Origin of the sequence: Streptomyces sp. NPDC059743, from assembly GCF_042732975.1 — a bacterium.
GTDB lineage: Bacteria > Actinomycetota > Actinomycetes > Streptomycetales > Streptomycetaceae > Streptomyces.
Genome location: NZ_JBHWGS010000010.1, coordinates 278,674 through 300,929, shown reverse-complemented (window position 1 = coordinate 300,929; position 22,256 = coordinate 278,674). Strand labels below are relative to the sequence as shown.

General features: G+C 69.5%; 19 protein-coding genes and 3 pseudogenes. 12 read left to right on the top strand and 10 right to left on the bottom strand.

The features are described 5' to 3' along the window. Nucleotides 1-374 precede the first annotated feature (374 nt). Nucleotides 375-1,955: a hypothetical protein gene (locus ACFV6H_RS19955; RefSeq protein WP_385543707.1), complete on the top strand. Its 1,581-nt coding sequence runs from the start codon at nucleotides 375-377 to the stop codon at nucleotides 1,953-1,955. Nucleotides 1,956-2,048: 93 nt separating this feature from the next. Here the strand turns inward: ACFV6H_RS19955 and ACFV6H_RS19950 are convergent, their stop codons facing one another. Continuing rightward, entirely contained in the window at nucleotides 2,049-3,491 is a 1,443-nt protein-coding gene (locus ACFV6H_RS19950; protein ID WP_385543704.1) for a PA14 domain-containing protein, read from the bottom strand. Between the two features lie 213 nt (nucleotides 3,492-3,704). Next, the gene (locus ACFV6H_RS19945) at nucleotides 3,705-4,601 is read right to left on the bottom strand and encodes a hypothetical protein (protein WP_385543700.1); all 897 of its coding nucleotides are present in this window, start codon (nucleotides 4,599-4,601) and stop codon (nucleotides 3,705-3,707) included. A 16-nt stretch (nucleotides 4,602-4,617) separates the two neighbouring features. Here ACFV6H_RS19945 and ACFV6H_RS19940 point away from each other — a divergent pair, with 16 nt between their 5' ends. Continuing rightward, a complete protein-coding gene (locus tag ACFV6H_RS19940) occupies nucleotides 4,618-5,217 on the top strand; it encodes a hypothetical protein (RefSeq protein WP_385543697.1) in 600 nt (199 codons plus the stop codon). A gap of 186 nt (nucleotides 5,218-5,403) precedes the next feature. Here ACFV6H_RS19940 and ACFV6H_RS19935 read toward each other — a convergent pair whose 3' ends face one another. Beyond that, nucleotides 5,404-6,786 (bottom strand): helix-turn-helix domain-containing protein, encoded by a 1,383-nt coding sequence (locus ACFV6H_RS19935; RefSeq protein WP_385543694.1) that lies wholly within the window; start codon nucleotides 6,784-6,786, stop codon nucleotides 5,404-5,406. A gap of 214 nt (nucleotides 6,787-7,000) precedes the next feature. On the opposite strand from ACFV6H_RS19935, the gene ACFV6H_RS19930 reads away from it, so the two are divergent. After that, on the top strand, nucleotides 7,001-7,780 hold the full coding sequence (locus ACFV6H_RS19930; RefSeq protein WP_385543691.1) for a DUF4232 domain-containing protein: 780 nt from the start codon (nucleotides 7,001-7,003) through the stop codon (nucleotides 7,778-7,780). Between the two features lie 140 nt (nucleotides 7,781-7,920). On the opposite strand, the gene ACFV6H_RS19925 is transcribed toward ACFV6H_RS19930, so the two are convergent. Continuing rightward, nucleotides 7,921-8,331, bottom strand: coding sequence for a nuclear transport factor 2 family protein (locus ACFV6H_RS19925; protein ID WP_385543688.1), 411 nt, complete (start codon nucleotides 8,329-8,331; stop codon nucleotides 7,921-7,923). Between the two features lie 143 nt (nucleotides 8,332-8,474). Between ACFV6H_RS19925 and ACFV6H_RS19920 the strand changes: the two genes are divergently transcribed. Continuing rightward, entirely contained in the window at nucleotides 8,475-8,915 is a 441-nt protein-coding gene (locus ACFV6H_RS19920; protein WP_384783306.1) for a MarR family winged helix-turn-helix transcriptional regulator, read from the top strand. A 76-nt stretch (nucleotides 8,916-8,991) separates the two neighbouring features. Here the strand turns inward: ACFV6H_RS19920 and ACFV6H_RS19915 are convergent. Then, nucleotides 8,992-9,608, bottom strand: a pseudogene (locus ACFV6H_RS19915) (aldehyde dehydrogenase family protein). Between the two features lie 110 nt (nucleotides 9,609-9,718). Beyond that, nucleotides 9,719-10,132 (bottom strand): annotated as a pseudogene (locus tag ACFV6H_RS19910) (aldehyde dehydrogenase family protein); the annotation flags it as partial. A gap of 144 nt (nucleotides 10,133-10,276) precedes the next feature. On the opposite strand from ACFV6H_RS19910, the pseudogene ACFV6H_RS19905 reads away from it, so the two are divergent. Both ACFV6H_RS19905 and ACFV6H_RS19900 read left to right on the top strand, forming a co-directional pair. Next, a pseudogene (locus ACFV6H_RS19905) lies at nucleotides 10,277-10,498 on the top strand (helix-turn-helix domain-containing protein); the annotation flags it as partial. A 419-nt stretch (nucleotides 10,499-10,917) separates the two neighbouring features. Next, the gene (locus ACFV6H_RS19900) at nucleotides 10,918-11,517 is read left to right on the top strand and encodes a hypothetical protein (protein WP_385543685.1); all 600 of its coding nucleotides are present in this window, start codon (nucleotides 10,918-10,920) and stop codon (nucleotides 11,515-11,517) included. Nucleotides 11,518-11,850: 333 nt separating this feature from the next. Here ACFV6H_RS19900 and ACFV6H_RS19895 read toward each other — a convergent pair whose 3' ends face one another. Further along, nucleotides 11,851-12,414: a dihydrofolate reductase family protein gene (locus ACFV6H_RS19895; protein ID WP_385543682.1), complete on the bottom strand. Its 564-nt coding sequence runs from the start codon at nucleotides 12,412-12,414 to the stop codon at nucleotides 11,851-11,853. Nucleotides 12,415-12,692: 278 nt separating this feature from the next. Here ACFV6H_RS19895 and ACFV6H_RS19890 point away from each other — a divergent pair, with 278 nt between their 5' ends. The 3 genes from ACFV6H_RS19890 (at nucleotide 12,693) to ACFV6H_RS19880 (ending at nucleotide 17,247) form a co-directional block, all read left to right on the top strand. Next, entirely contained in the window at nucleotides 12,693-14,309 is a 1,617-nt protein-coding gene (locus ACFV6H_RS19890) for a hypothetical protein (RefSeq protein WP_385543679.1), read from the top strand. Nucleotides 14,310-14,461: 152 nt separating this feature from the next. Then, nucleotides 14,462-15,799, top strand: coding sequence for an AAA family ATPase (locus ACFV6H_RS19885; RefSeq protein ID WP_385543676.1), 1,338 nt, complete (start codon nucleotides 14,462-14,464; stop codon nucleotides 15,797-15,799). 242 nt (nucleotides 15,800-16,041) lie between these two features. Further along, nucleotides 16,042-17,247, top strand: coding sequence for a VWA-like domain-containing protein (locus tag ACFV6H_RS19880; protein ID WP_385543806.1), 1,206 nt, complete (start codon nucleotides 16,042-16,044; stop codon nucleotides 17,245-17,247). 215 nt (nucleotides 17,248-17,462) lie between these two features. On the opposite strand, the gene ACFV6H_RS19875 is transcribed toward ACFV6H_RS19880, so the two are convergent. Further along, a complete protein-coding gene (locus ACFV6H_RS19875; protein ID WP_385543673.1) occupies nucleotides 17,463-17,921 on the bottom strand; it encodes a type II toxin-antitoxin system VapC family toxin in 459 nt (152 codons plus the stop codon). After that, entirely contained in the window at nucleotides 17,911-18,180 is a 270-nt protein-coding gene (locus ACFV6H_RS19870) for a type II toxin-antitoxin system Phd/YefM family antitoxin (protein WP_384978862.1), read from the bottom strand. Before ACFV6H_RS19870 ends, ACFV6H_RS19875 begins: the two co-directional genes overlap by 11 nt. 379 nt (nucleotides 18,181-18,559) lie before the next feature. Between ACFV6H_RS19870 and ACFV6H_RS19865 the strand changes: the two genes are divergently transcribed. Beyond that, nucleotides 18,560-19,342: a polysaccharide deacetylase family protein gene (locus tag ACFV6H_RS19865; RefSeq protein WP_385543670.1), complete on the top strand. Its 783-nt coding sequence runs from the start codon at nucleotides 18,560-18,562 to the stop codon at nucleotides 19,340-19,342. 154 nt (nucleotides 19,343-19,496) lie between these two features. Here the strand turns inward: ACFV6H_RS19865 and ACFV6H_RS19860 are convergent, their stop codons facing one another. Further along, nucleotides 19,497-20,234, bottom strand: a complete 738-nt coding sequence (locus ACFV6H_RS19860) for a TetR/AcrR family transcriptional regulator (protein ID WP_385543667.1) — start codon at nucleotides 20,232-20,234, stop codon at nucleotides 19,497-19,499. 64 nt (nucleotides 20,235-20,298) lie between these two features. On the opposite strand from ACFV6H_RS19860, the gene ACFV6H_RS19855 reads away from it, so the two are divergent. After that, nucleotides 20,299-21,435, top strand: coding sequence for an ATP-binding cassette domain-containing protein (locus ACFV6H_RS19855; RefSeq protein ID WP_384978854.1), 1,137 nt, complete (start codon nucleotides 20,299-20,301; stop codon nucleotides 21,433-21,435). Continuing rightward, nucleotides 21,432-22,214 carry an ABC transporter permease gene (locus ACFV6H_RS19850; protein WP_385543662.1) on the top strand — a complete coding sequence of 261 codons (783 nt, stop codon included), beginning with the start codon at nucleotides 21,432-21,434 and terminating at the stop codon, nucleotides 22,212-22,214. Before ACFV6H_RS19855 ends, ACFV6H_RS19850 begins: the two co-directional genes overlap by 4 nt. Nucleotides 22,215-22,256: the final 42 nt, after the last annotated feature.

Genomic DNA, 22,256 nt, shown 5'->3' with positions numbered 1-22,256 from the left:
GCCGGCGGCCGTTCGCACGACTGCCCGGGCCCGGTCGCCGGTACGGAAGACGGCGGGCGGCCCTCAGGAAGCCGCTGGTCAACCGGCAAATGAACGCCTATCAGATCGGCCGTTTCCGACCGCCACTGGGCCCTCCAGTGGGCCCGTGGGCCCTGCGTATGGGCCCTGATCCGTCCTTAGGCTGCTGCCGCTCGGGAAGGTCACACCGCCGTGAGCTGGGAGAACAGGTGAAGGGCGCCGGTAGGTTCCAAAGTTGGCGTGGGCGTTGGCGTGGGCTTGGACATGGGCATGTGCGCGGGCATGTGCGTGGGCACGGCTGGGGACGGAGTGACCGAGGGCAGAGCGGGGCCGAGTACGCCGCGATGGTCGGGGTCGTGTCCCTGGTCGTGGCCGCGATCGTCGGCCTGAGCGTGCCCGCGGATACGGCGACCGGGCTGAAGACCCAGGTGTGCCGAATAATCCATCCGCTGAGCGGGCCGGAAGCCTGCGCCTCCGGCGACTACGCGGACGGCGGGAACGGAGACGGCGAGGGCGGAGACGGCGGCGACGGGGAAGGCGGAGGTGGAGACACCTTCGTTCCCAACGGCGACCCGTTCGAGCCCGCGAGGTGTCTGCTGTCCCAGGACCAGACCAAGGACACCGTCGTCATCCAGGTGGTCTTCATCAAGATCAGCAGTTCGGAGACGGTCAAGCTCCAGCAGTGGTCGGACGGTACGGTCACCCTGGAGCGGGTGCACGACAACGCGGGCGGAGTCTCCGCGAGCATCTCCGCGGGTATCCCGGGCCTCAAGGACTGGGGCGGCAGCGCCAAGCTGAGCGGCACGTACCTGGCGGGCAGCGGCAGCGGCGGCCAGTGGCTGTTCAACGGGCACAAGAGTGACAATCCCCAGGCGGACCTGGAGGCCAATCTCGCGGACGCGCAGAAGTTCGCCGCGTATCTCAGGCAGAACGAGGGCTGCCGCTACCAGAGCGGCTACAACCCCGGGGCGAACATGGGTGCCTGCCAGCAGGACGCGGCCTCCAAGAAGCCCGACCTCGAACCGGAACTGGCACCCGACGTCGACATCACCAAAACCACCACCGAAGCGTCCGGCAGCGTGAGCTTCGGCGGAAAGTTCAAGAGCAACGGCAAGAGCGGCAAGGACGCCGGGAAGAGCGACGGCCCCAAGGACCTCGGCAAGATCTCCGGCGAGGTGCTCTCCGGCACCATGACCGAGGATGTCGTGGTCATGCGCCACAACACCGGCCAGAACGCAGGGAAGATCACCTTCATCTACACCTTCACCGTCAAGGGCACGGCCGGCGTGATCGGCCAGGCCACGGGCGAGAGAATGCAGCAGGTGGCGGTCACGTACGACGCGGCGGCCTACGACCAGGAAGAGGCGGACGGCGCCGCGCACCACCCGGAGAAGCTGGTGATCACCACCAGCCAGGAAGCCGGCGAGGGCTCCGGCTTCAAGGGCGAGGCGGGCGCCAACGCAGGTCCCGTGACGATCGATGTCGGTGGCGGCGGCGGATCCACCGAGTCAGAGATACACACCGAGTCGGCCGAGCTCGTACTCACCGACGACGCGGACAGCACCGCCGTCGAGGACTGGCTGCGCGGAAACGGCGACCCGGCGAAGAATCCGCTGCCCTCGCCGTCGGACGCCGCCAAGGTCCCGGGCCCGGACGCCAGCCCGCTCGAACGGCTCCTGCACGACAAGGGAAAGCTCAGCAGGCTCGACTACAAAGCCAACACCGACTGGTGGAACGCCTCGCTCGGCATCGGCTTCGGTGTCTCCGCCGGACAGTTCTCACTCGGTTTCAAGCTGTTCGGCATCGAAATCACGCACGAGAGCAAAACCCAGACCATCACCGGCGACCCCACCTACGCCACCGCCCCCAAAAACGGCGGCGCCCGCCCTTGGGTGGAATGGAAGAACTGCACCCAGACCAAACCCATCCCCACCTGATGGCGCCGCCAAGCCGCCGCTGGGACCGGAAGCCCGATGGGAACTGCCCGGCCCCAGGTCCTGGCCTCTCCGGTTACGCCGTCCCGTTGACCGTCAGCCGACACCACCAGGCACAGTCAACGCCCGGGTCTCGCTGTACGGCGAGTAGTTGCCGTCCGTGTCATAGGTACGGGCCCGGTACTCGTAGGTGCGTCCGTCGGCGGGCAGTGGGTCGCAGACGGTGGCGGTGGCGGTGGTGGGGCGCGGGTCGTACGTCTTGTGCAGGGCCACCGACCAGGTGTCCGTTCCGGCCTCGCGGCGTTCGATCTCGAAGCCGGTGAAGTCGCGGATCGGGGCCGGTGTGTAGTCGGTCGCGGTCGCCTGGATACCGCTCGCGCAGGAGCGCAGAGACAGGTCGGGGGCGTAGGCCGGAGCGATGCCGTCGGGGATGTCGAGCCAGAGCTCGTTGGTGGCGAGGGGGTCGAGCCCGCTGCGGTTGTACGTGGTGGTGCCGCCGTCGTTGGTGACGAGGACACGGTAGTGGCGGGTCTCACCGTCGGCGGTGACGGGGCCCGTGGTCCAGGTGTTGCCCTTGGTGGTGCCCAGCGGGACCCACTTGTAGGAGCCGTTCACCATGTCGTTGCTGAGGACCGTGTAGTGGTCGAAGTGCGGCTCGGTGTTGAGCGGCCACTTCAGGGCGACCTTGCCGGTCGCCTTGTCGTACGTACCGGTCAGAGAGGTGACGACGGGCAGCGGGCGGACGATGGTGTCCGCGCTGCCCGACGAGGTGTTGCCCGCCTTGTCCTTGGCGCGCACCTCGTAGTAGTAGGGCGTGCGGTCGTCGGGGTTGACGAGGGGATCGGTGTGGCTCCGGGCGGTGGTCGTGGTCGTGGTGACCTTCGTCCAGGTGCTGGAGCCGACGGGCCGCCGGTAGAGGGAGTAACTCGCGAGGTCCATCTCCTTGTTGGCGGACCAGGAGACGGTCGTCTTGCGGGTCTTGGTGTTGTAGGCGGTCTTCACACCGGTGGGGGCGAGCGGCTTCGTCCTGTCGTACGTGGCCGAAGTCCTGGGCGTGTACGTGAACTTGACCTTGGCGGCGCCGGTCCAGTTCACGTGGTCGACGCGGAGGGTGTGCTTGCCGGAGGGGACGGTGAGGTTGACGCCCTTGGAGCGCGCGGTGTCGCCGGTGCTCTTCCACAGGTCGATCTTGCGGACGCCGTCCAGATAGACGCGGACGCCGTCGGTGGCGGAGGCGGTGAACGTGAAAGGGCCGCCGGAGCCGAAGTCACGCGTCACCGACCAGCGGACACCGAAGTTGTTCGACGGCACACCGGCGACCGGGCTGCCGGACCAGCTCTCGCTGATGGCGCTGTCGCAGTCGGTCCGCACCGGGGATCCGGAGAACGCGGTGTTCTTGTAGAACGTCCGCTTGTAGACGTTGGTCGAGCAGGTGACATCGGCGGCCACCGCCTGCGGGGCGGCGGCCAGCAGACCGCCGAGGACGACGGCGGACAGGGCGCCGCCGGTCAGGGCGGCGACGGATCTCTTCTGGTGCATCTTCTGGTGCACTGGGGCCTTTCACACTGTGCGGTGACGACGTACAGCGTGGAGACTCGTGGGGCGGGGGGAAGGTTGCATGGCCGGAGTGGGCGGTCGGCTCCCAGCGCGCCTCACAAGATGACATGGATCACAGAAGTGAGCCGTGCAGGGAAAGCAACTATCCTTTTATGCGGCAATTGCCCCGCGTGTGAGAGCCGTGTGCCGCACTCATCACCTGCCCAATGTGCTTTCGACCACGGTGTTTCCGGTCATACGATCACCGACCAAGCCCTGCGTGGGTGCTGCCGCAGCGGCTGCCTCAACACTTTTCGAACCCGCTTTTCGAGCCTGCTTTTCGAACCCGTTTTGGACCCGCGAAGGACTCCGTTGAAGATTCGCCGCACCCTTGTTCGCCGCACTCTTGCCACAGCCGTCGTCGCCGCCGTGACCGCCCCCGTCGTCCTGCTCTCCGTCACCCCGGCGCTCGCCGACGCCAAGCCGTCCGCCGCGTCGCAGACACAGACGCAGACGCAGCAGGGCGAGCAGGGCGCGCAGGACAAGCCCTCCATCGAGGAACTTGAGAAGGCCGCCGAGAAGGCGCAGAAGGCGTACGACGACGCCGTAGCCGCGGGCAAGGCCGCGCAGGTCGTCCTCAAAGCCGCCCTCTCCGATGAGGCGCCCCTCACCGTCGCCGCGAAGAACGCCAGGAAGGAGGCGGCCGACGCCGCCACCGCCAAGGAGAACGCCGACAAGGCGCTCACCGACGCCAAGGCCGCACTCGCCGCGCTGCCCGAGACCGCCACCGCCGAAGAGAAGGCGGCTGCGGAGAAAGGCCGTCACCGACGCCGAGACCGCCGCCCTGTCCGCAGAGGACGCCAAGGCCACCGCCGACGAGAAGGCCGCGACGGCCGACGAGGTCGCTTCCGACGCGCGCGTCGCCGCCGCTCGGGAGTATTCCAAGGTCCAGGACGCTACGAAAGAGGCCCTCAAGGCGAAGGAGGCCGCCGACAAGGCGCTCGCCGACGCCAAGGAGGAGGCGGAGCCGGACGAGCCGGAGTGTGTCTTCGAGAGCAAGCTCAGCACCGTCGTCACCGGCCTGCCGTCCAAGATTGTCGCGGGCTCGACCACCGACTTCTCGCTCCGCGTGACCAACGGCACGGACAAGACGCTGGACGAGGTCTCCCCGTACGTCTACTTCCACGCGACGGACAAGAGCGGCTACAACGTCATTGACGACGCCTTCCACCTCCAGTGGTCGACCACCGCGTCCCCGGCCTGGAAGAACGTGGGAGAGGACGGCTACGGCGGCTCCATCAGCCCGCTGAAGGCCGGCGCCCACGCCGATATGAAGCTGCGCCTGAAGGTCGACGCCAAGGCCCCGGCCGGCGACGGCCTCGCCTTCGTCGCCGGTAACTACGTCAACGGCGACGAGTCCTGTGGCGGCAACCTCCCCGGCGAGTACGCCTTCGAGCTCCTCGCCGCCGGCAGCGTCGTGGACGACGTGGACGACGTGGACGACGCCAAGCCCGGCAAGACCACGCCGCAGACCCCGGACAACAGGCCGCAGGGCGTCACGTCCACCACTCCGGTGGACGCCGGCAACGCCGTCGGTACCGGCTCCCTCGCCAGCACCGGCTCCTCCTCGGCCCTCCCGCAGTTCGCCGCGGCGGCCGGCGCGGCGGTGGCCCTCGGCGCCGTCGCGGTCTTCGTCGTCCGCCGCCGCAAGGCCGACTCCGCCGCCTGACGGCCCGTAACGACCTGTTGACGCGACGGCTTCCTGACGCGAGGACCTCCTGACGCGGCCTCATCCGAAAGGGCGCCCCTCCCTTGGGGCGCCCTTGCGGATGACCTGACAGTGGTTGCCGAGATCCAGGGACCGGACCCGGGGGCCTGACCTGAGGGCCGGACCTGAGGGCCGGACCGGACCGCCTCAGCCGGGAATGTCGGGATACGACTCGTTCCGCCCCCACTCGGTGTCGCCGAGCGGATAGGTGTACGCGGGCCGCCCCACGTTCCCGCTCGTCCGGAAGGGCTTGCCCTTGTCGTCCAGGCGTACGGTGCCGTGCCGGTCGCCGCTGGACCAGTCCAGCTCCAGGTACCAGCTCACGTTGTGCGTCCGCGCGTCGGCGAAGACGTAGAAGACCTCGGGATCGGACTCACTCACCTTGTACGGGAAGTCGCGCTGCCCAGCCTTGGGTGAGAGCGCGGGCCGACCGGCATCGAGGTCCACACCGAACGACGTCGTCTCCACGCCACCGCCGCACCCGACGCCCATCTCGAAGTCGTTCCAGGCGAGCGGAGCGCTCTTCTCCACCACCCGTACATGCAGTGCCTCCAGGACGACCGTCGCCTTCCCGGTGCCCTGCACGGTCAGCGCGAGCATCTGCTGCCCGCCGGCGACCCCGCCGAGAGCGTTGACCCACCCGCGGGCGTCCGGCTCGGCCGGCGGCGGAGGCACCTGTTCGGGCTTCTGGTCGACCAGGTAGTGCTGGCTGCACGGGTCTTCCCACTTGTACGGATTGACGGCGACGGCGGGCGCGGTGGCCCCGTCCTCGGAACCGGCGCCGCCCTGCGCCGCCCCGGCCTCACGACTCCGGGAGGCGGAGACGGAAGCGGGAGCGGAAGCCGTGGGACTGCCGCTGCGCGAGGCGGACGGCGAGGCCGTACTCTTCGTGTCGCTTGGCTCGGAGGCGTCGGGACTGCTGCCGACGGACTCGGAGGCGGCGGCCCCCACGGACTGCTTCCCGCTCCGGTCGTCATGGCCCTTGTCGGGTACGAGATTCACCACGAGCGCGGCTGCGGCGACAGCGGCGACCACGGCTGTACCGGCGAGGAGGACGGTACGTCGGCGCCGGCGTCGCGCCACGGGAGCCCGCGCCGGGGACTCCCGCTTGACCTCGGGAACGTCTTCGGCTGCTGCTTCGGACGCGGCTGGTGCTCCGGACCCGGCAGCTGCTTCGACCTCGGCTGTCGCTTCGGATCCGGCCGCTACTTCGGATCCGGCTGTCCCGGACACGGCCTCCGCTGTCCGTACCTTCGGTTCCTCCTCGGCAGAGGCTCCGCCCGCCTTCCGCCCACGCCGGGCATCCGCGAGGATCCACCGCCGATGCAGCTCCACCAGTTCCTCGGGCGTCGCCTTGCACACCCGGGCGAACCGCTCCACGGGTGCGTAGTCCGTCGGTACGGCGTCCCCGTTGACGTACCGGTGAAGTGTGGACGCACTCATGTGCAGCCGCTTCCCGAGCACGCCGTAACTGAGCCCGGACCGCTCCTTCAACCGGCCCAACAGCTCCGAGAACTCGTCCCCCGTCACTGTCCCTCCCTCTCTTCACGTCCCGGACCGTCGTTCCAGGCGGAGGTCATTCCCCCAGGCCAGAGCTGTTGCAGGCGTTCCAGCGTCCCGGAAGTCCCGGCAGTTGTGGCGGCCGGGACGGATCACAGCACAAGCTCTGGTCATCCAAGCACGCCGCTCCCGGCACCCGGTCGAGCGGCCTGCGCACAGACCCGTACCGCATCTGGGGGACCACATGTCCGCACGTACCAACCGCACCCGCATGCTCGCCGCCGCCGCACTCGCGGTCGCCGCCATGACACTGACGGCGTGCAACAACGGCGAGGGCACCCGCGACGAGGGCGCTTCAACGGCGTCCGTGTCCACCTCGTCGCCCACGGCGGCCGGCACGTCTTCGCCCGAGGCGAGCGAGGGAACGTCCACGGGGGCGGCACAGGCCGGCTCCGCCGCCTCGGCCCACTCCGCCGGCTCCGCCGCCTCGACTTCCAAGGGCTCGACGGGCGGCGCGGCTGGTTCAAGCGCAGCCGGTTCAAGCGGGACGACGGGCGCCTCGGGTTCCACGGGCTCGCAGGGTTCGAAGGGCTCGAAGTCCGTCCCCGTCCCCGCCTCCACCTCCTGCTCCAGCACCTCCACGAGGACGACCGCCACGGTGGTCTCCCGCCCTCTGAACCACCTCCTTCTCACCGTTACCAACACCGGCTCGAAGAACTGTGACCTCGTCGGCTACCCGATCGTCCGATTCAGCGAGGCCCAGTCCGTCCCGCCGGCCATCGAAGCCTCCAAGCCGCAGGCCGTGGTCACGTTGGCCCCTGGTGAGTCGGGCTACGCGAGCGTCCTTCTCTCGGCCGCGGACGGCAGCGGCTCCCACGGCTACACGGCCAAGTCCCTCGCGGTCTACTTCGACAAGAGCCAGAGCGTCGCCCGCCCGTCACTGCCCACGAAGGGCGTGTACATCGACAGCTCGCTCAGCGTCTCGTACTGGCAGTCGGACATGGCCGACGCCTTGGCCTGGTGACGCACAGACTCACTGCGTGGGCACGATCCACAAGGCCACGCTGACGTACGCGTGATTCACGAAGACAACACCAAGGGCCAGGTCTCTGACCTGGCCCTTGGTCATGGAACAGGTGAGGTCCGGTTCTGACACTCACCGCGTCACTTCTCGTGCGTCCAGGCGAGCGTGATGTGCGTGTCGCTGATTCGCCAGCCCGCCGATGTCCGCACCGCGGTGCAGGCCACTCGCAGGCCGCTTGTCCGATGGGGTGCTTCGCCGTCGCGGTAGAAGTACACGAGCTGGTTCGCGGTGGCCTTCGCGCGGTCACCGTCGACGTGCACCAGCACGTCACCGTGGACGTGTTGGGTGTGCTCCCCCTCGACCTGCATGCGCTTCAGGTGGGCGATCACCTCATCGAGGCCGTGCAGCTCGCCTCGCGGCGAGTGCACCACGATGTCGTCGTGATAGACGGTGGCGGCGTCTTCATGGCGGCATTCGTCCAGCAGGTTGGCCAGGTGGGCGAACAGGTCGGCGATCTCGGCTCGGTCGGTGGTCAGGGCGGCAGCGGGCACGACGGCTCCTTTGATGGTCGCTTGATAGTCGCTCGAATGATGGTCACTTGAACATTGGCGAGACGTTGGCGAGACATTGGCGAGACCAACACTATGGGCAGAGTGTTGGTCTTGCCAACACTCATACGGATAGAATGGCCGCCATGGATGAGACCCCCGAGCGCTTGGCGGCGAAGCCGAGTTGGCTGATCACCCAGCTGGCCGTGCACGCCCGTCGGCTGGTGTTCGACGGCTTCAACGCTGCCGGGGCGCGCGGGTACCACTACCGCATCCTCGCGGCACTGCACGAGTTCGGGCCCGCGAGCCAGGCGGAGCTCGGCCGCCGGTGCCGTATCGACCGCAGCGACGTCGTGGCGGCCGTCAACGAACTGGTCGAGCAGGGCTTCGTCGACCGGGCGCCGGACCCGGACCATGGACGGCGCAACAAAGTGACGCTCACCAGGGGCGGTGTCCGGCAACTGCGACGCATGGACGGGGTGCTCGATCAGGTGCAGGACGACCTGCTCAAACCGCTGTCGGCCGAGGACCGGCAGACTCTGACCCGCCTGCTCGGCCGAGTTCTCGCCCAGTACGAACCGGAATGACCGCCGTTCTCACTCGACCCAGGACGGCCGACGGCCCCGGAAACCGGAGCGTTCTGGTCGGGGCCGGGCCAGAGCTTTACGGCAGTTGCGGTGCGGCAGTCGCGTACGTCTTGAGGTTCTGGAATTCGGAGATGGCCGACGGGCCGCACAGGAGGCCGTACCCGCTCTGCTCCTGCTGTACCAGGGGCACGTCGAGCCGCTCCACCTCAAGCAGCGAGGGACGGTAGAACGCGCCGCCCGCCAGCTCGGGATCGGTTACGGGGCCGCCCCTGACGATGACCTCGGCGTAGGAGGCGGCGGCTTCCTCGACCATGCGGTCGACCCTGGCGACGCCGGCCTTGTCGATCAGCGGCCCCATCTGGCTGGAGGGATCTTCCGCGGGCCCGACCTTGACCGCCTCCAGCCCGGCAGCCAGCCGGGTACGCAGTTCATCGGCGATGCCGCGCTGAGCGAGCACACGCGAGCCGGTGCAGCAGAACTGCCCGTTCATCAGGATGGAGCCGGCCACCAGTTGCGGGACGACCGCGTCCAGGTCGGCGTCGTCAAGACGATCAGCGTGGTCTTGCCGCCCAGTTCGTAGTTGGCGCGCTTGAGCGTCGGCGCGGCTGCGTCGGCGATGACGCGTCCGATGTGGGTGCTGCCGGTGTAACTGAGTACGTCGACGTCCGGTGACTCGACCAGGAGCGGTGCCACCTCGTTGCCGGCTTCGGTGAGGATGTTGACCACGCCTGCGGGAGGGACTTCGTGGCGGCGACGGCCTCGGCGAAGAGCGCGTTGGTCAGGCCGGTCTGCCCGGGCATCTTCACCACCGTCGTGCAGCCCGCGCCGATCGCCGGCCCGAGGGCGCGGACCAGCAGGATTACGGGGGAGTTCCACGGCGCGATGATGCCGGCGACCCCCATCGCCTCTGGGGACGAGTGAAAGTACATGCCCGGCTCGGGCTCGGCGGCCCGGTCGGCGATCTGGGTGAGCGCGGAGGCGGCGCTGTAGCGCGGCCAGTCGACGGAGAGCGACACCTCCCAGGTCGTCTGGGCGGGCAGCTTGCCGTTCTCCCGGGCCAGGGTTCGGCTCAAGGCAGGGACGAGTTCGGCGAGCCGGTCGGCCAGTTCGTTGAGTGCCCGGGCCCGCGACGCCGCGCTGCCGGACCAGTCCGTGGTGTCGAACGCCGTGCGTGCGGCGGCTATCGCGGCTTCTGCCTCGGCGCGGCCCGCTGAGACGTACGTGCCGACGACTTCGCCGGTGGAGGGGTTGACCGACTCGTGTACGGAGCCGGCGTCACTGCGACGGTAGGACTCGCGGTACCACCCTCACCACCCTCACCGCGGGCTCGGCGGTAGTACTGAAGCGGTAATACTGAAAAGGTGACCAAGGAACGCAACCAGCTGGGTACCGCACTGCGCCGCTGGCGCGACCTGCTCGCCCCGGCCGATGTGGGCCTGCCCACCACCGGCACGCGCCGTGCCGCGGGCCTGCGACGTGAGGAGCTCGCCGCACTTGCCGGGCTCTCGGTGGACTATCTCGTCCGCCTGGAGCAAGGACGTGCCACGCGGCCTTCCGAGCAGGTCGCCGAGGCGCTGGCCAGACACCCCTGGCCAACTCGGCCAACTCGGCCAACTCGACACAGGCAGCACCGAACGCCGCACGGAGCAGAACTGAGACTCCCGTGAAGTTCAACAAGCTTCGACAAGCTGAACTGCACAGAGAAGTTTTCCGCCGTCGCTCGTTCGGAGCCGATAGGAGCGCAAGCACAGCGTAATGCCGAGCATCAAGGCGCCTCTTGTCTGCTTGTTGTTGTCTGCTTGTTGCCATTCGGCTGAGTCCGCTCGCATTCCACTTGACGACTGACTTCGTTGCCGAAAATTTCGCCGAGCGGGTGGGTCAACTCCTGGCCCTCACCGTATTTCTGTCGTGAGCGCGAAGACATACGTACCGGGAACTGGCCGGTCGTTTTCATGGTAGAGTCTTGATGATTCACAGGACGCCACGAAAAAAGGGGAATGGCGTGAATACCGAGAAGGTTACGGCTCGACGTCTTACGGCCGAGGAGGTTTCAGAGTTGGGCCTCCAGGACGGCATCTTCGTCTCGGCAGAGATGGATGGCCTTCCTCTCGACTGCTACGCCCCGGCTTTCCTTACGGAGCCGGGTAAGAATTTTGAGGGAGGGTCCTTCACTGCGAGGACGATCTTCGGTGAGGAAATTCACGTTCTCCCGGACAATGCCGAAGAGCGCGGGGTCTGGGTTGCCGACGAGGCGGGGGAGGAAATCGAGGTTCTCCAGAGTGCCGGCGTCCTCCTGAACCTCGCCCTCTTCGTGCCCAACGGGAACAAGGAATCTCTGGAGTCGCTCTACTCCGCCGCGCGGGACGCGTTCGGCGCGGGGGTCGTTCAGCGCTGGAGCGAGGAAGTCGTCGCGGTGCCGGACGTCAAGGTCGACCTGTTCGAGGAGCCGATCCGGGGGCGGAAGAACGCGGGCGGTCAGAACCGCGACCGCCGCGCCTTGGACATCTACCCGACCCGAGTGCGGTTCCTGGAGCCCAGCGATGGCTGGAAGTTCATTGTCGAACCGCACAAGGAAGTCGTCGATGAGACACCGACGATCTGACCTGATGGCAGCCTAGAGGCCACGCCGGCGGCATAAACCCCCTCCCGGTGGCGAATTCAAGGGGGCTTGGCAACCTGCTGGTCAAGCGGCTGTTGTCAGCGGCTCAACCAGACGCTCGGCTGGGATCTCCCAGCCGAGCGTTTTGCGTGGTATGGACATTGCGCTGCTGAGGCTGAGGCCTGCGGTTTGTTACGAAACCAACTGCCGGTGCCTTTGAATCGTTGACCCAGTACATATGAAATGCGTCTTGCTGTTCGAGAAACTCGGCGCGGAAAGACTCCGGAATGGCATGGAGGTCCGCTGAAACGTGACTTCTGCCGACGGAGGGGCCGGCTAACGCGTCACGCGGTAGCCGAGGTAGACGATTTTTGATTTGAAGGTGCGGGTCTCGACGAGTTCGAGATCCACCCGGCGCTCGTGCTGGGGAAAGAACGGAATGCCACCGCCGACCAGCACCGGGTGGACCCTGGCCCGGTACTCGTCGATCAGACCCAGCGCGGCTACCTCGGCGGCGAGAGTCGCGCCGCCGATCGCGATGTCGCCGTCCCCCGGCTCGGCCCGCAACCGCTCGATCTCCTCCGCCAGGCCGCCGGAGGCCAGGCGGGCATTGCCCTGCACCGCCGACAGCGTGGTGGAGAACACCACCTTCGGGAGCCGCTTCCAGATCGCGGCGAACTCAAGCCTCGTGGCGTCGAGCGATGGATCCTGGTCGGCGGTCTCCCAGTACAGCATCGTCTCGTACAGCCGTCGTCCCAACAGGTAAACACCGGCCTCTCGCACCTCGTCGGTGACGAAGCGGTAGACCTCCTCGTCGGGCGGCGTCCAGTCGAAGCCGCCGTCCGGCCCGACGATGTAGCCGTCAAGTGAGACATTCATCGAATAGGTCACGTCGCGCATCAGAAGTCCTCCTCGGTGACGGGTTCGACAGTACGACTGCCGGAGGCCGCAGAACTCATCGCGGCTCGCGGGATCCCCTGGGCCGAGTCACCTCACGAGATCATTGCGTTGAGAAAACCGTTGCGGTGTGCGTCAAGGAAGATCGACGGGCGGTCGAGGTGCGGCCGAGGTGCGGCCGAAGGGGACTGACAGATCCTCATCGTGGTGCTTATGATGCCGGGGATGAAGAACTACTCCTCGTACGGATCGGGGGAATCGTTCGCGCAAGGTGAGTGCTGATGGCACATCACTTCGCGAATACGATTCCGGCCCACCTGTTGATGTGGCATCGCGTGCGCGAGTACGCCGTGCCACCGTCCATGATCGAGACCGCGACCGCACGACGTGCCGTTGGCGACTGGGCCGGGGCATGCGCCGCCGCCCGGGTCGACATCGATCTCGATCTGCGCGCTGTGCGCGACCGCCACGGCACCGAGCTCGTCACCCGTCTTCGTGCGGATCTGCGCCGCCTGGCTCCGGATCTGCTCCGCTGGCACATGCCCCGGACCGCCCCCGACGGGCGGCTCCGCGCCGGCCTCACCATCTCCCTGGCCCGTTACCGGAGTTCCGGCGCCACGCCGCTGCAACTGGTGGTGCGGACACCGCCGGCCTGGGCGGACGCCGGGCAGAGGATATCCCTGGCCTTGTGGGAGGAGTCCTGGGAGGAGACCGGGAACGGCTCAGGGCACCTTCCGTATCCGCACCCGCACCCGCATCCCAACCGGCGTTTCCGGCTCGACCTGCACCGGCATCTCTGGGACTCCGAGCGGAGCGGCGAACTGGCGTGGCGGTGCGGTGCGGGCGAGGCGCCATCCCTGGTGCCGACCGCGCGGCCCCACGCACTCGACCGGCCCCACGCATCCGACCGGCTCCACGTACCCGCTCGGCCAGACGTGCCGTACGGACCAGCCGTGCCGTACGTGCCAGACGTACCGGACGTGCCAGATCTGCCCACCGTCCACGATTACCCGTGGGAGTCGGCAAGGTGGGCTGCCGAGGCGGAGTTGCTGTTGCAGGCCGAGGGCTGCCCTCGCGGGGCCTTCACCGTACGGCTCGGTACGCGGAGCCGTGCCGTACTCGAACTCGTCGCTCCCGACGACAGCCATGCCCCGACGTTCCGGCCGCTGCGGGAGACGCTGCCGCCGCAGGAGGTCGCGGCGCTTCCGGTGCTGCCGGAGGCGGCGGCCCGGGTCCTTCCGGATCTGGAGCTGCTGCGGGCCGGGTTGGTCACGACCGATCGGCTGCATCCGCTCGTCGCGACAGCATTGGCGGCGTTCGGCTCAACGGCGTCGTCCAGCTCGGGACCGGCGACCGGCGGCCCTGCCCTCCAGCCCGGTGATCCGCACCGGGTGGAGTGCCGGGGTGAGGTCCATCGGATCGCACTGCGGGACGGGACACTTACGGCGATCGATCACGACCCGGCACAACTGCGCCGGGAGGAGCTGCTGGTGGCGCTCGGCGGGCCCGCGCTGCCCTGCCTGCGCGCCATCGACGATGTGCACCGTGACCCGGAGGCGCTGCCTGCGGTCCGGGAGCGGCTGGGCCATGGTGATGTCGCCGGGGCCCTGGCCGTGGTCGAGGGGCTGCTCGGTCCCGGTGCGGTCCTGCGCGACGGGCCGCTGCGGGAGGAACTGGAGTCGGCCGCGGCCCGCCGCATCGACCACGGGCTCTTCCGCTCGGGGTTGGTCGCCGTACACCCCGGCGCCGGTCCGGCAGCGGGCGGAAAGGCCTCGGACCTGAGGCACGCGGAGGCGGGCCACCGCCCCCGACTCGACCGCCGTACGCCTCGCGCAATGCGCCTCAAGCAGAGCAGCCGGGCCCGGCCCCGTACCGGCCAGAAACTGAGTACCAGCTGACCGGCTGCCCCATCTGAGTCCCGTACTCGCACTGTCTGAGTCCACTGCTCGCACTGTCCGAGTCCCGTGCTCGCACTGCGCATTCCGCGCCGCACGCCCACAACATCCGGGACGGGCCGTCCCGTTCCCTTATCCCACCCAAGGTGATGCCCATGACCTCCAGTACCCTCCTGCCCGCTCCCGCCCCGGTCCCGGCCGTCGGCGCTCCCGTACCCACCTCCGTCGGCCGATCCGGCACCGAAACAGGCACCGAAACCGGCACTGGCACCCAACTCGCCGTCGCCGACGACCTCCTGGCCCTCCTGCGCACGACCACCACCGAGCCGCGCCCCGACGAGCAGCTCGAAGCCCTCACCCTGGCCGTCGCGGCCGACCTGCCCGTGCTGCTCTGGGGCGAGCCGGGCATCGGCAAGACCGCGGCCCTGACGCAGCTCGCCGCTTCCCTCGACCTGCCGCTGACGACCGTGATCGCCAGCGTCCACGAGCCGACCGACTTCTCCGGGCTGCCCATCGTCGGCGACGACCCCGCGGTGCAAGGGGTGCCGATGGCGCCGCCGCAGTGGGCCGTGGAACTGGTACGGGCCGGGCGGGGGCTGCTCTTCCTGGACGAACTCTCCACCGCCACACCGGCCGTCCAGGCCGCGCTGCTCCGGGTCGTCCTGGAGCGGAAGGTCGGTGCGCTGCAACTGCCGCCGGAGGTACGGATCGTGGCCGCGGCCAATCCGAGCGCGTCGGCGGCGGACGGGTGGGAGCTGAGCCCGCCGCTGGCGAACCGGTTCGTGCATCTGTACTGGGTGCACGACCGGGAGGTGGTGGTGCGCGGGCTGGGCGGGGTCTGGCCCCGGGCGGAGCTGCCCCGGCTGGTGCCGGAGCGGTTGCCGGAGGCGGTGGCTTTCGCCCGGCGCGCGGTCTGCGGATTTCTGGAAGCCCGGCCGACGCTGATCCACCGGCTGCCCAGTACGGAGACACGGCGCGGCGGCGCCTGGCCCTCGCCCCGGAGCTGGGAGGCCGCGTTGACCCTGCTCGCCTTCGGCACGGCGGCCTCCGTCTCCCGGGAGGTGCTGGCACTGCTGGTACGGGGCACGGTGGGGGACGGGCCTGGGCTCGAACTCCTCGCCCATCTGGACCGGATGGACCTGCCGGACCCGGAGTCGCTGCTCGCCGATCCGGCCTCCGCCGAGCTGCCGGTGCGGGGCGATCTGCGTCAGGCCGCGCTGGAGGCGGTGGTGGCCGCCGTCGGGGCGCGGCCCGAGCGGGCGCGGTGGGAGGCGGGCTGGGCGGTGCTGGTCCGGGCGCTGGAGACCGGCGCCCCGGACCTGCTGGTCGCGCCCGCGACGGCGCTGGCCTCGCTGCGGCGCGACGACTGGGAGGTGCCGACGGCGGTGGAGCGGCTGGTCGGGGTGATCGGTCTCGCCCGACGGGCGGACCGGTCGGTGGAGCGGGCCGCGGCGGCGGCCGGCGCCGGGCGTACGACGGGGGTACGCCGATGACGGGGCGTACGCCGATGACCGGGGGCGCGGCGATGACGGGGGATACGCCGATGACGGGGGCCGCGAAGCGCCCGGGGCCGCGCCCTCCGCAGCACCCTCTGCCGCGCCCGATGGCCCGGCCCGCGCCGCCGCGCCCGGTGCGGGCCGTGCCGACGCCACCGGTCGGCTCCGACACGCCGTACGGCCCTCCGTACGGCCCTCCGTACGATCCGCCGTACGGCCCGTCCGGACTACCGCTGGACATGGAGAAACTGCTGGCCGCCCGGCTGCACGCGGTGAAGGTCCGTCCCTACCTGGCAAGCGCGCTCTTCGCGCTGCATGTGGTGGAGGACCGGTCGGTGCCGACGATGGCGGTGGACGCACACTGGCGCTGCTACGTCTCCCCCGGCTTCGTGGCGCGCATCCCGGTGGAGGAACTGGCGGGCGTCTGGGTGCACGAGGTCTCCCATCTGCTCCGGGACCACCACGGGCGGGGCGAGCGGTATGCGCGGGAGCGCGAGGAGTACGGGCCGGGTCGGCGACTGCGCCGTAACATCGCCGCCGACTTCGAGATCAACGACGACATCTACGGCGACGGTCTGCCCTTGCCCGCCGGGGCAGTGCTGCCGTCGCTGCTGGGGCTGCCCGACGGGCTGCTGATGGAGGAGTACCTGCGGAGGGCGTCGTTGTCAGGGCTCACCGGGGACTTGGCCTGGCTGGACTGCGGCAGTGGCGCCGACGGGCACGGCCGGCCGTGGGAGCTGGGGCCCGACGGGGCACACGGGCTGAGCAAGCAGCAGCGGGACGCGGTCCGCTTCCGGGTCGCCGAGGGAATCAGGGGCCGACCGGGCGACGCTCCGGAGGGATGGCGCCGGTGGGCGGACGAGGCGTTCCATCCACCGCAGCCGTGGCGGCGGTTGCTGGGGGCGGCGATCCGCTCCGCGGCAAGTGCGCCGGGGGCGGGCGAGGACCACAGCTACCGGCGTCCGTCCCGGCGTTCGGCCGGTGTCCCCGGAGTGCTGCTGCCGAGCCTGCGCCGTACGCCGCCCCGGGTCTGCGTCGTGATCGACACCTCCGGGTCGGTGAGCGACGCCGAGCTGGGCGGCGCGCTGCTGGAGGTGGCGGCGATCTCGCGGGCGGTGGGCGGGCGGCGTGACCTGGTCTCGGTGATCTCCTGCGACGCGGCGGCCGGGGTCGCCGTCCCGCTCTGCCGCGCCGAGAACATCGAACTGGTCGGCGGCGGCGGAACGGATCTGCGCTCCGGCTTCGCCCGAGCTCTCCGCTCCCGGCCCCGCCCGGACGTGATCGTCGCCCTGACGGACGGCCAGACACCATGGCCCTCCACGCAGCCGCCCTGCCGCACCGTTGTCGGCCTCTTCCCCCGTCCAGCGAGCGCAGCGGACGAGGAAAACCCCGACTACGTCCCGGACACCCCGCCGCCCTGGGCGCGTGTCGTCACCATCACCTGACGTCCGTCAGCGTCCCGATCACCGAAGCCTTCCGCCACCCGGATTGGCTCTCGCACCACCCCGGGCCTGTACACCCTTGTCAGCCGCGCACGGTCTTGCCCGCCAATCGCTGCCGAGCGACCGCCTGAGAGCGGCGCCGGGCGGTGTCCTCGGGTGCCTGTGGTGCACCGCCCGAACTGGTGCGGAAGTGGTTCGGTGGGACTCGGTGGCAAGCACTACCGGTCGTGCAGGACGGTGGGTCGGGTGACGGGCACGACGGTGAGGAGGCCGTCGAGGCCCTTGTAGTCGTCGGGGTTGGTGGTGAAGAGGGGCAGTTCTTCGGCGATGGCGATGGCGGCGATCATGAGGTCGGCGACCCTGCGCCGCGGCTTGCGGCCGGTGCTGATCACGGCTGCGCAGACTCTGCCGTAGAGGCGGGCGGCTTCGGCGTCGAAGGGGATGGGGTCGAACTCGTTCTCGGCGCGTTGCAGGATGTCGAGGCGGCGGGCGCGTTCGGCGTGCTCGTCGTAGTCGCCCTGGTCCTCGTTCCTGCGCACCTCGTGCGGGCCCGCGGAGAGCTCGGCCAGGGTGATGGCACTGATCGCGACCTCGGCAGGGAGTTCCTCCGGATCGAGCCACTTGCGCAGGATCACGATGTTGGTGTCGAGCAGGCCCTGCGCGTATTCAGCGGCCATAGGGGTCGTCCGTCTCCTGCTCGGCCGTGGCGTCCTGATCGGACCGGAACGCCTCCAGAGAGACATCCGACGCAGTGCGGGACATGGCGGCGAACTCCGAACGCGGGACGAACCTTCGGCGCCTGCGCAAGGGGATCAGCTCGCCGATCTGGTGCCCGTCGCGAGTGACGGTGAAGGACTGCCCGCCCTGGACGGCGTCCATGATCTCTTTGGAGCGGCTGCGCAGGTCGCGCTGGGTGATCTCGGGCTGGGCTGCCATTCTCCCAGGGTAGCACTCTGTAGCACCAGGTGCCCCCGCTAGGCCTGCACTACTACCGCGTCGTACGCCTGGACGCCTCGGGCACCGAGGCCGTGACCCGGTCGACGGCTTACGGCATCCGGGACTTCTGGCTCTGACCGACGTGAGACATCAGGATGTGAGACATGAGGAGAGGCACGGGCTCCGAGAGCAGCGGAGGTCGGCACTGAATCCGCCGGCACCAGGCCGTTGCGCCCCCTTATCTGTCGCGGAATTCCCGTGTTTGTGGCCGGCCTCCTGCGGATTCGTCTGTGATCGGTAACAGAGGGATCTTGTACGGGCGTTCGTATGTCCTCATGGGTGCACGGCATCGGCGGAGACAGCGAAGGGGCGGGCGGACATGGCAAGGCATAAGGGAAGGGGATGGCACGGCCGGCTTCTCGCGGCGGCGCTCGGGGTGACAGTGATGGCCGCTGCCACCTCGGTGTGGACCGCGCAGGCCGACCCCGTCGGAGGGCGGCAGCCGCAAGCGCGTGTCTCAGCGCCGGACGCCCCGCCCCAGGACCGGACAGTGGACAAGGTGGCGGCGGACATCGCGCACGCCTCGGACCGCGGCGCCCGTGGCGTCAACATCACCATCGACGACGGACCGGACCCGGTCTGGACGCCGCAGGTGCTGCAACTGCTGAAGGACAGCGGTGTGAAGGCTACGTTCTGCATGGTGGGCACACAGGCCCAGGCGTACCCGGACCTGGTCAAGGCGGTCGTGGCGGCCGGGCACCGGCTGTGCAACCACACGGTCTCGCACGACACCACCATGGACACCCGGTCCGAGGCCTACCAGTCCCAGCAGATCCTGGATGCCGAGCGCATGATCATCAAGGCGTCCGGAGGCGTCCGGCCGCAGTATTACCGGGCCCCGGGCGGTGCTTTCACCCCGTACAGCCGGCAGCTCGCCGCGTCCCGGGGGATGCGGCCGCTGGGCTGGAACGTCGACTCCAGAGACTTCGAGCGTCCCGGCGTGGACGCCATGGTCGCCACCGTCAAGAGGGAGATCTCCGACGGGCCGACCGTCCTCTTCCACGACGCGGGAGGCGATCGCTCCCAGACCGTGGCCGCTCTGCGCGAGGTGCTGCCCTGGCTGAAGCAGCAGGGGTACTCCTTCGGCTTTCCCGTGCGGTGAGCGAGGCTCGCCCGCACCGACATCCAGACCCGGACCCGGACCCGGACCCGGCACCGGACCCCCATGACCATCCGCGTCCGGATGGCCGCGCCCGAGCCGACCGCGGGAAGGCGCGCACCGGGCGACACCGGGCACGTCTTTGAAACCGCCGGGCCTAGGACCTCTCGGGATTCTCCGGGCGCCGAGTGGTGAAACTGTCCAGGACGCGCGCGAGCGCCCGGTCGAAGACGGCGTCCAGATCGATCGGCCCCGAGTCCTCCGCGAACGCCGCCGCCAGTCGGGGATAGCGGCCGGAGGCGATCTCGCGCCCCATATAGGCGATGCGTACGGCATGCTCCTGCTCCGCGGACCAGGGCAGGGACTTGGCGCGCTCGGCGGTCTGCAGCTCATTGGCGACATAGGTGGTCACGACGCCGTTGACCATCGCCACCAGCTCCATCTTCTCGCCGTAGGGCGCGTCGAGAGCGTCCAGACAGGTCAGGCTGTATTCGAGGTACCGCATCGCGTTCGGGCTGAATCCGTAGACCGCCGACATCAGCCGCGCCATCCACGGGTGCGCCCGCATCATCGCGCGGGCTCGGTGCGCGAGGGCGGTCAGGTCGGCCCGCCAGTCGCCGGACGGCTTCTCGGGCAGGTCGTACTCACCGGCGACCCGGTCGGCCATCAGCTCGTACAGGTCCTCTTTGCGCGGCACGTAGTTGTACAGCGACATCGTGCCGCATCCCAGTTCGGCGGCGACATGACGCATGGTCACGGCGTCGATGCCGCCCGCATCGGCGACACGGACGGCCGCCGCCGCGATATCGGCGCGGCTGAACGCCGGCTTGGGACCGCGGCCGGACCGCTCCGGACGTGCCCAGATCACTTGGGGTTCAGCAGGTCGCCCCGCCATTGATCATCACCTCGTCCACCATCTTAGTTACGTACAACGTACGTAGTGAGATACGGTGGGTCGCATGACAACTACGTACGACGTACTTAGTGAAGGTCTGGAGAAGCGGTTCCGCGCCGGCCGTGTGCATGCCCTGCGCGGGCTGGATCTTGCCGTCGCCGCGGGCACCGTCTGTGGGCTGCTCGGACCGAACGGCGCGGGCAAGACCACCGCCGTACGGATCCTGACCACCCTCACCACGCCCGACGCCGGCACCGCCCTGGTCGCCGGACATGATGTGATCCGCGATCCGGGCGCGGTGCGCCGGTCGATCGGCGTCACCGGTCAGGACGCCTCCGTGGACGGCGAGTTGACCGGCCGTGAGAATCTCCGGCTCTTCGCCCGACTGCTCCGTATCAGAGGCGCCGCGGGCCGGGCCCGCGCCGATGAGCTGCTGGAGCGCTTCGAGCTGACGGACGCCGCCGACCGGGCGGTACGGACCTACTCGGGCGGGATGCGGCGACGGCTGGATCTGGCCGCCGGTCTGCTGACCCGTCCCCGGGTGCTCTTCCTCGACGAGCCGACCACCGGACTCGATCCGCACAGCAGGAACCAGATCTGGGACGCCGTACGCGAACTCGCCGACCGGGGCACCACCGTTCTGCTGACCACGCAGTATCTGGAGGAGGCCGACCGGCTGGCCGACGACATCGTGCTGATCGACCGGGGCCGTGCCGCCCATCAGGGCAGTCCGGCCGGGCTGAAGTCGCTGATCGGCTCGTACGCGGAGGTGGTGCTCGCCGGGGAGACGGCGGGGCGGACCGTCGAGGAGGCGCTCATCATGGCCGCGGGCGTACTCGACCGGCTGACCGGTGCGGAGCCCGTGCTCGACCGGGAGCGCCGTACGGCGGGAGCCGTGGCGACGGACCCCGCGCTGACCCTGCCCCGGCTCGTCAGGGAACTGGACGCGGCGGGTGTGCCGGTGGCCGACGCGAGTCTGCGCCCGCCGACGCTCGACGAGGTCTTCCTGCGACTGACCGGCCGCGACGCGGACCGTGCCACCGGCCGCGCCACGGACCGGCCGGCGGACAAGGCCACGGACCGGGACCGGGCTGCCGACCCGGCCGTCGGCCGCGACGCGGACCGCAGTGCGGACACCCGCCGCCACCACGGACGCCACCACGGCCACCACGGCCACCACGGAAAGGAGCACGCGGCATGAGCGCCGTCGTGTACGAGACCGGGACCGTCCTCGGACGTCATCTCCAGCGGATCAGGCACGCGCCGGGCGTGGTGATCCTCACCCAGACCATGCCGATCAACATGCTGCTCTTCTTCGGCTATGTCTTCGGCAGCGCGCTGGCGACGCCTGGCGAGCAGTACCGCGCCTTTCTGGTGCCGGGACTGCTCGCCTCGACGGCCGCGGGCGGCATCATGACCGGGATGTTCCAGGCCGCGCAGGACGTACAGCGCGGAGTCATGGACCGGTTCAGGGCGATGCCGATGAGCAGGGTCGCCGTACCGCTCGGACAGACCGCCGCGGATCTGCTCACCACGGCCGTCGGGATGGTGCCCCTGATTCTGGTGGGGCTCGCGGTGGGCCGGCGGATCGACGGTTCGGTGCCCGGCGCGTGCGGCGCATTCGGGCTGCTGCTGCTCTTCCGCTTCGCGGCCAACTGGCTCGGCACCTGTCTCGGACTGCTCATCCGGAATGAGGAGGTGGCCGGTCAACTGGGCGCCGCGACCTTCGTCCTGCCGCTGCTCTCCAACGCGTACATCCCCACGGCCGGGTTGCCGGACTGGTTGCGCACGGTCGCCGAGTGGAACCCGATCAGCGCGCTTGCCACGGCCGTCCGCGTTCTCTGCGGCGATACGGTGCCGACGGCGGGCGCCGCCTGGCCGGTGGCGCATCCGGTGGCCGGATCGGTGCTCTGGTCGCTGGCGCTGCTCGTACTTTTCGTACCGCTCGCCGTACGGCGGTACGCCGACAGCCGGGACTGAGCGACGGTACGGGCAGGCGGTACGGGCAGGCGGTACGGGAAG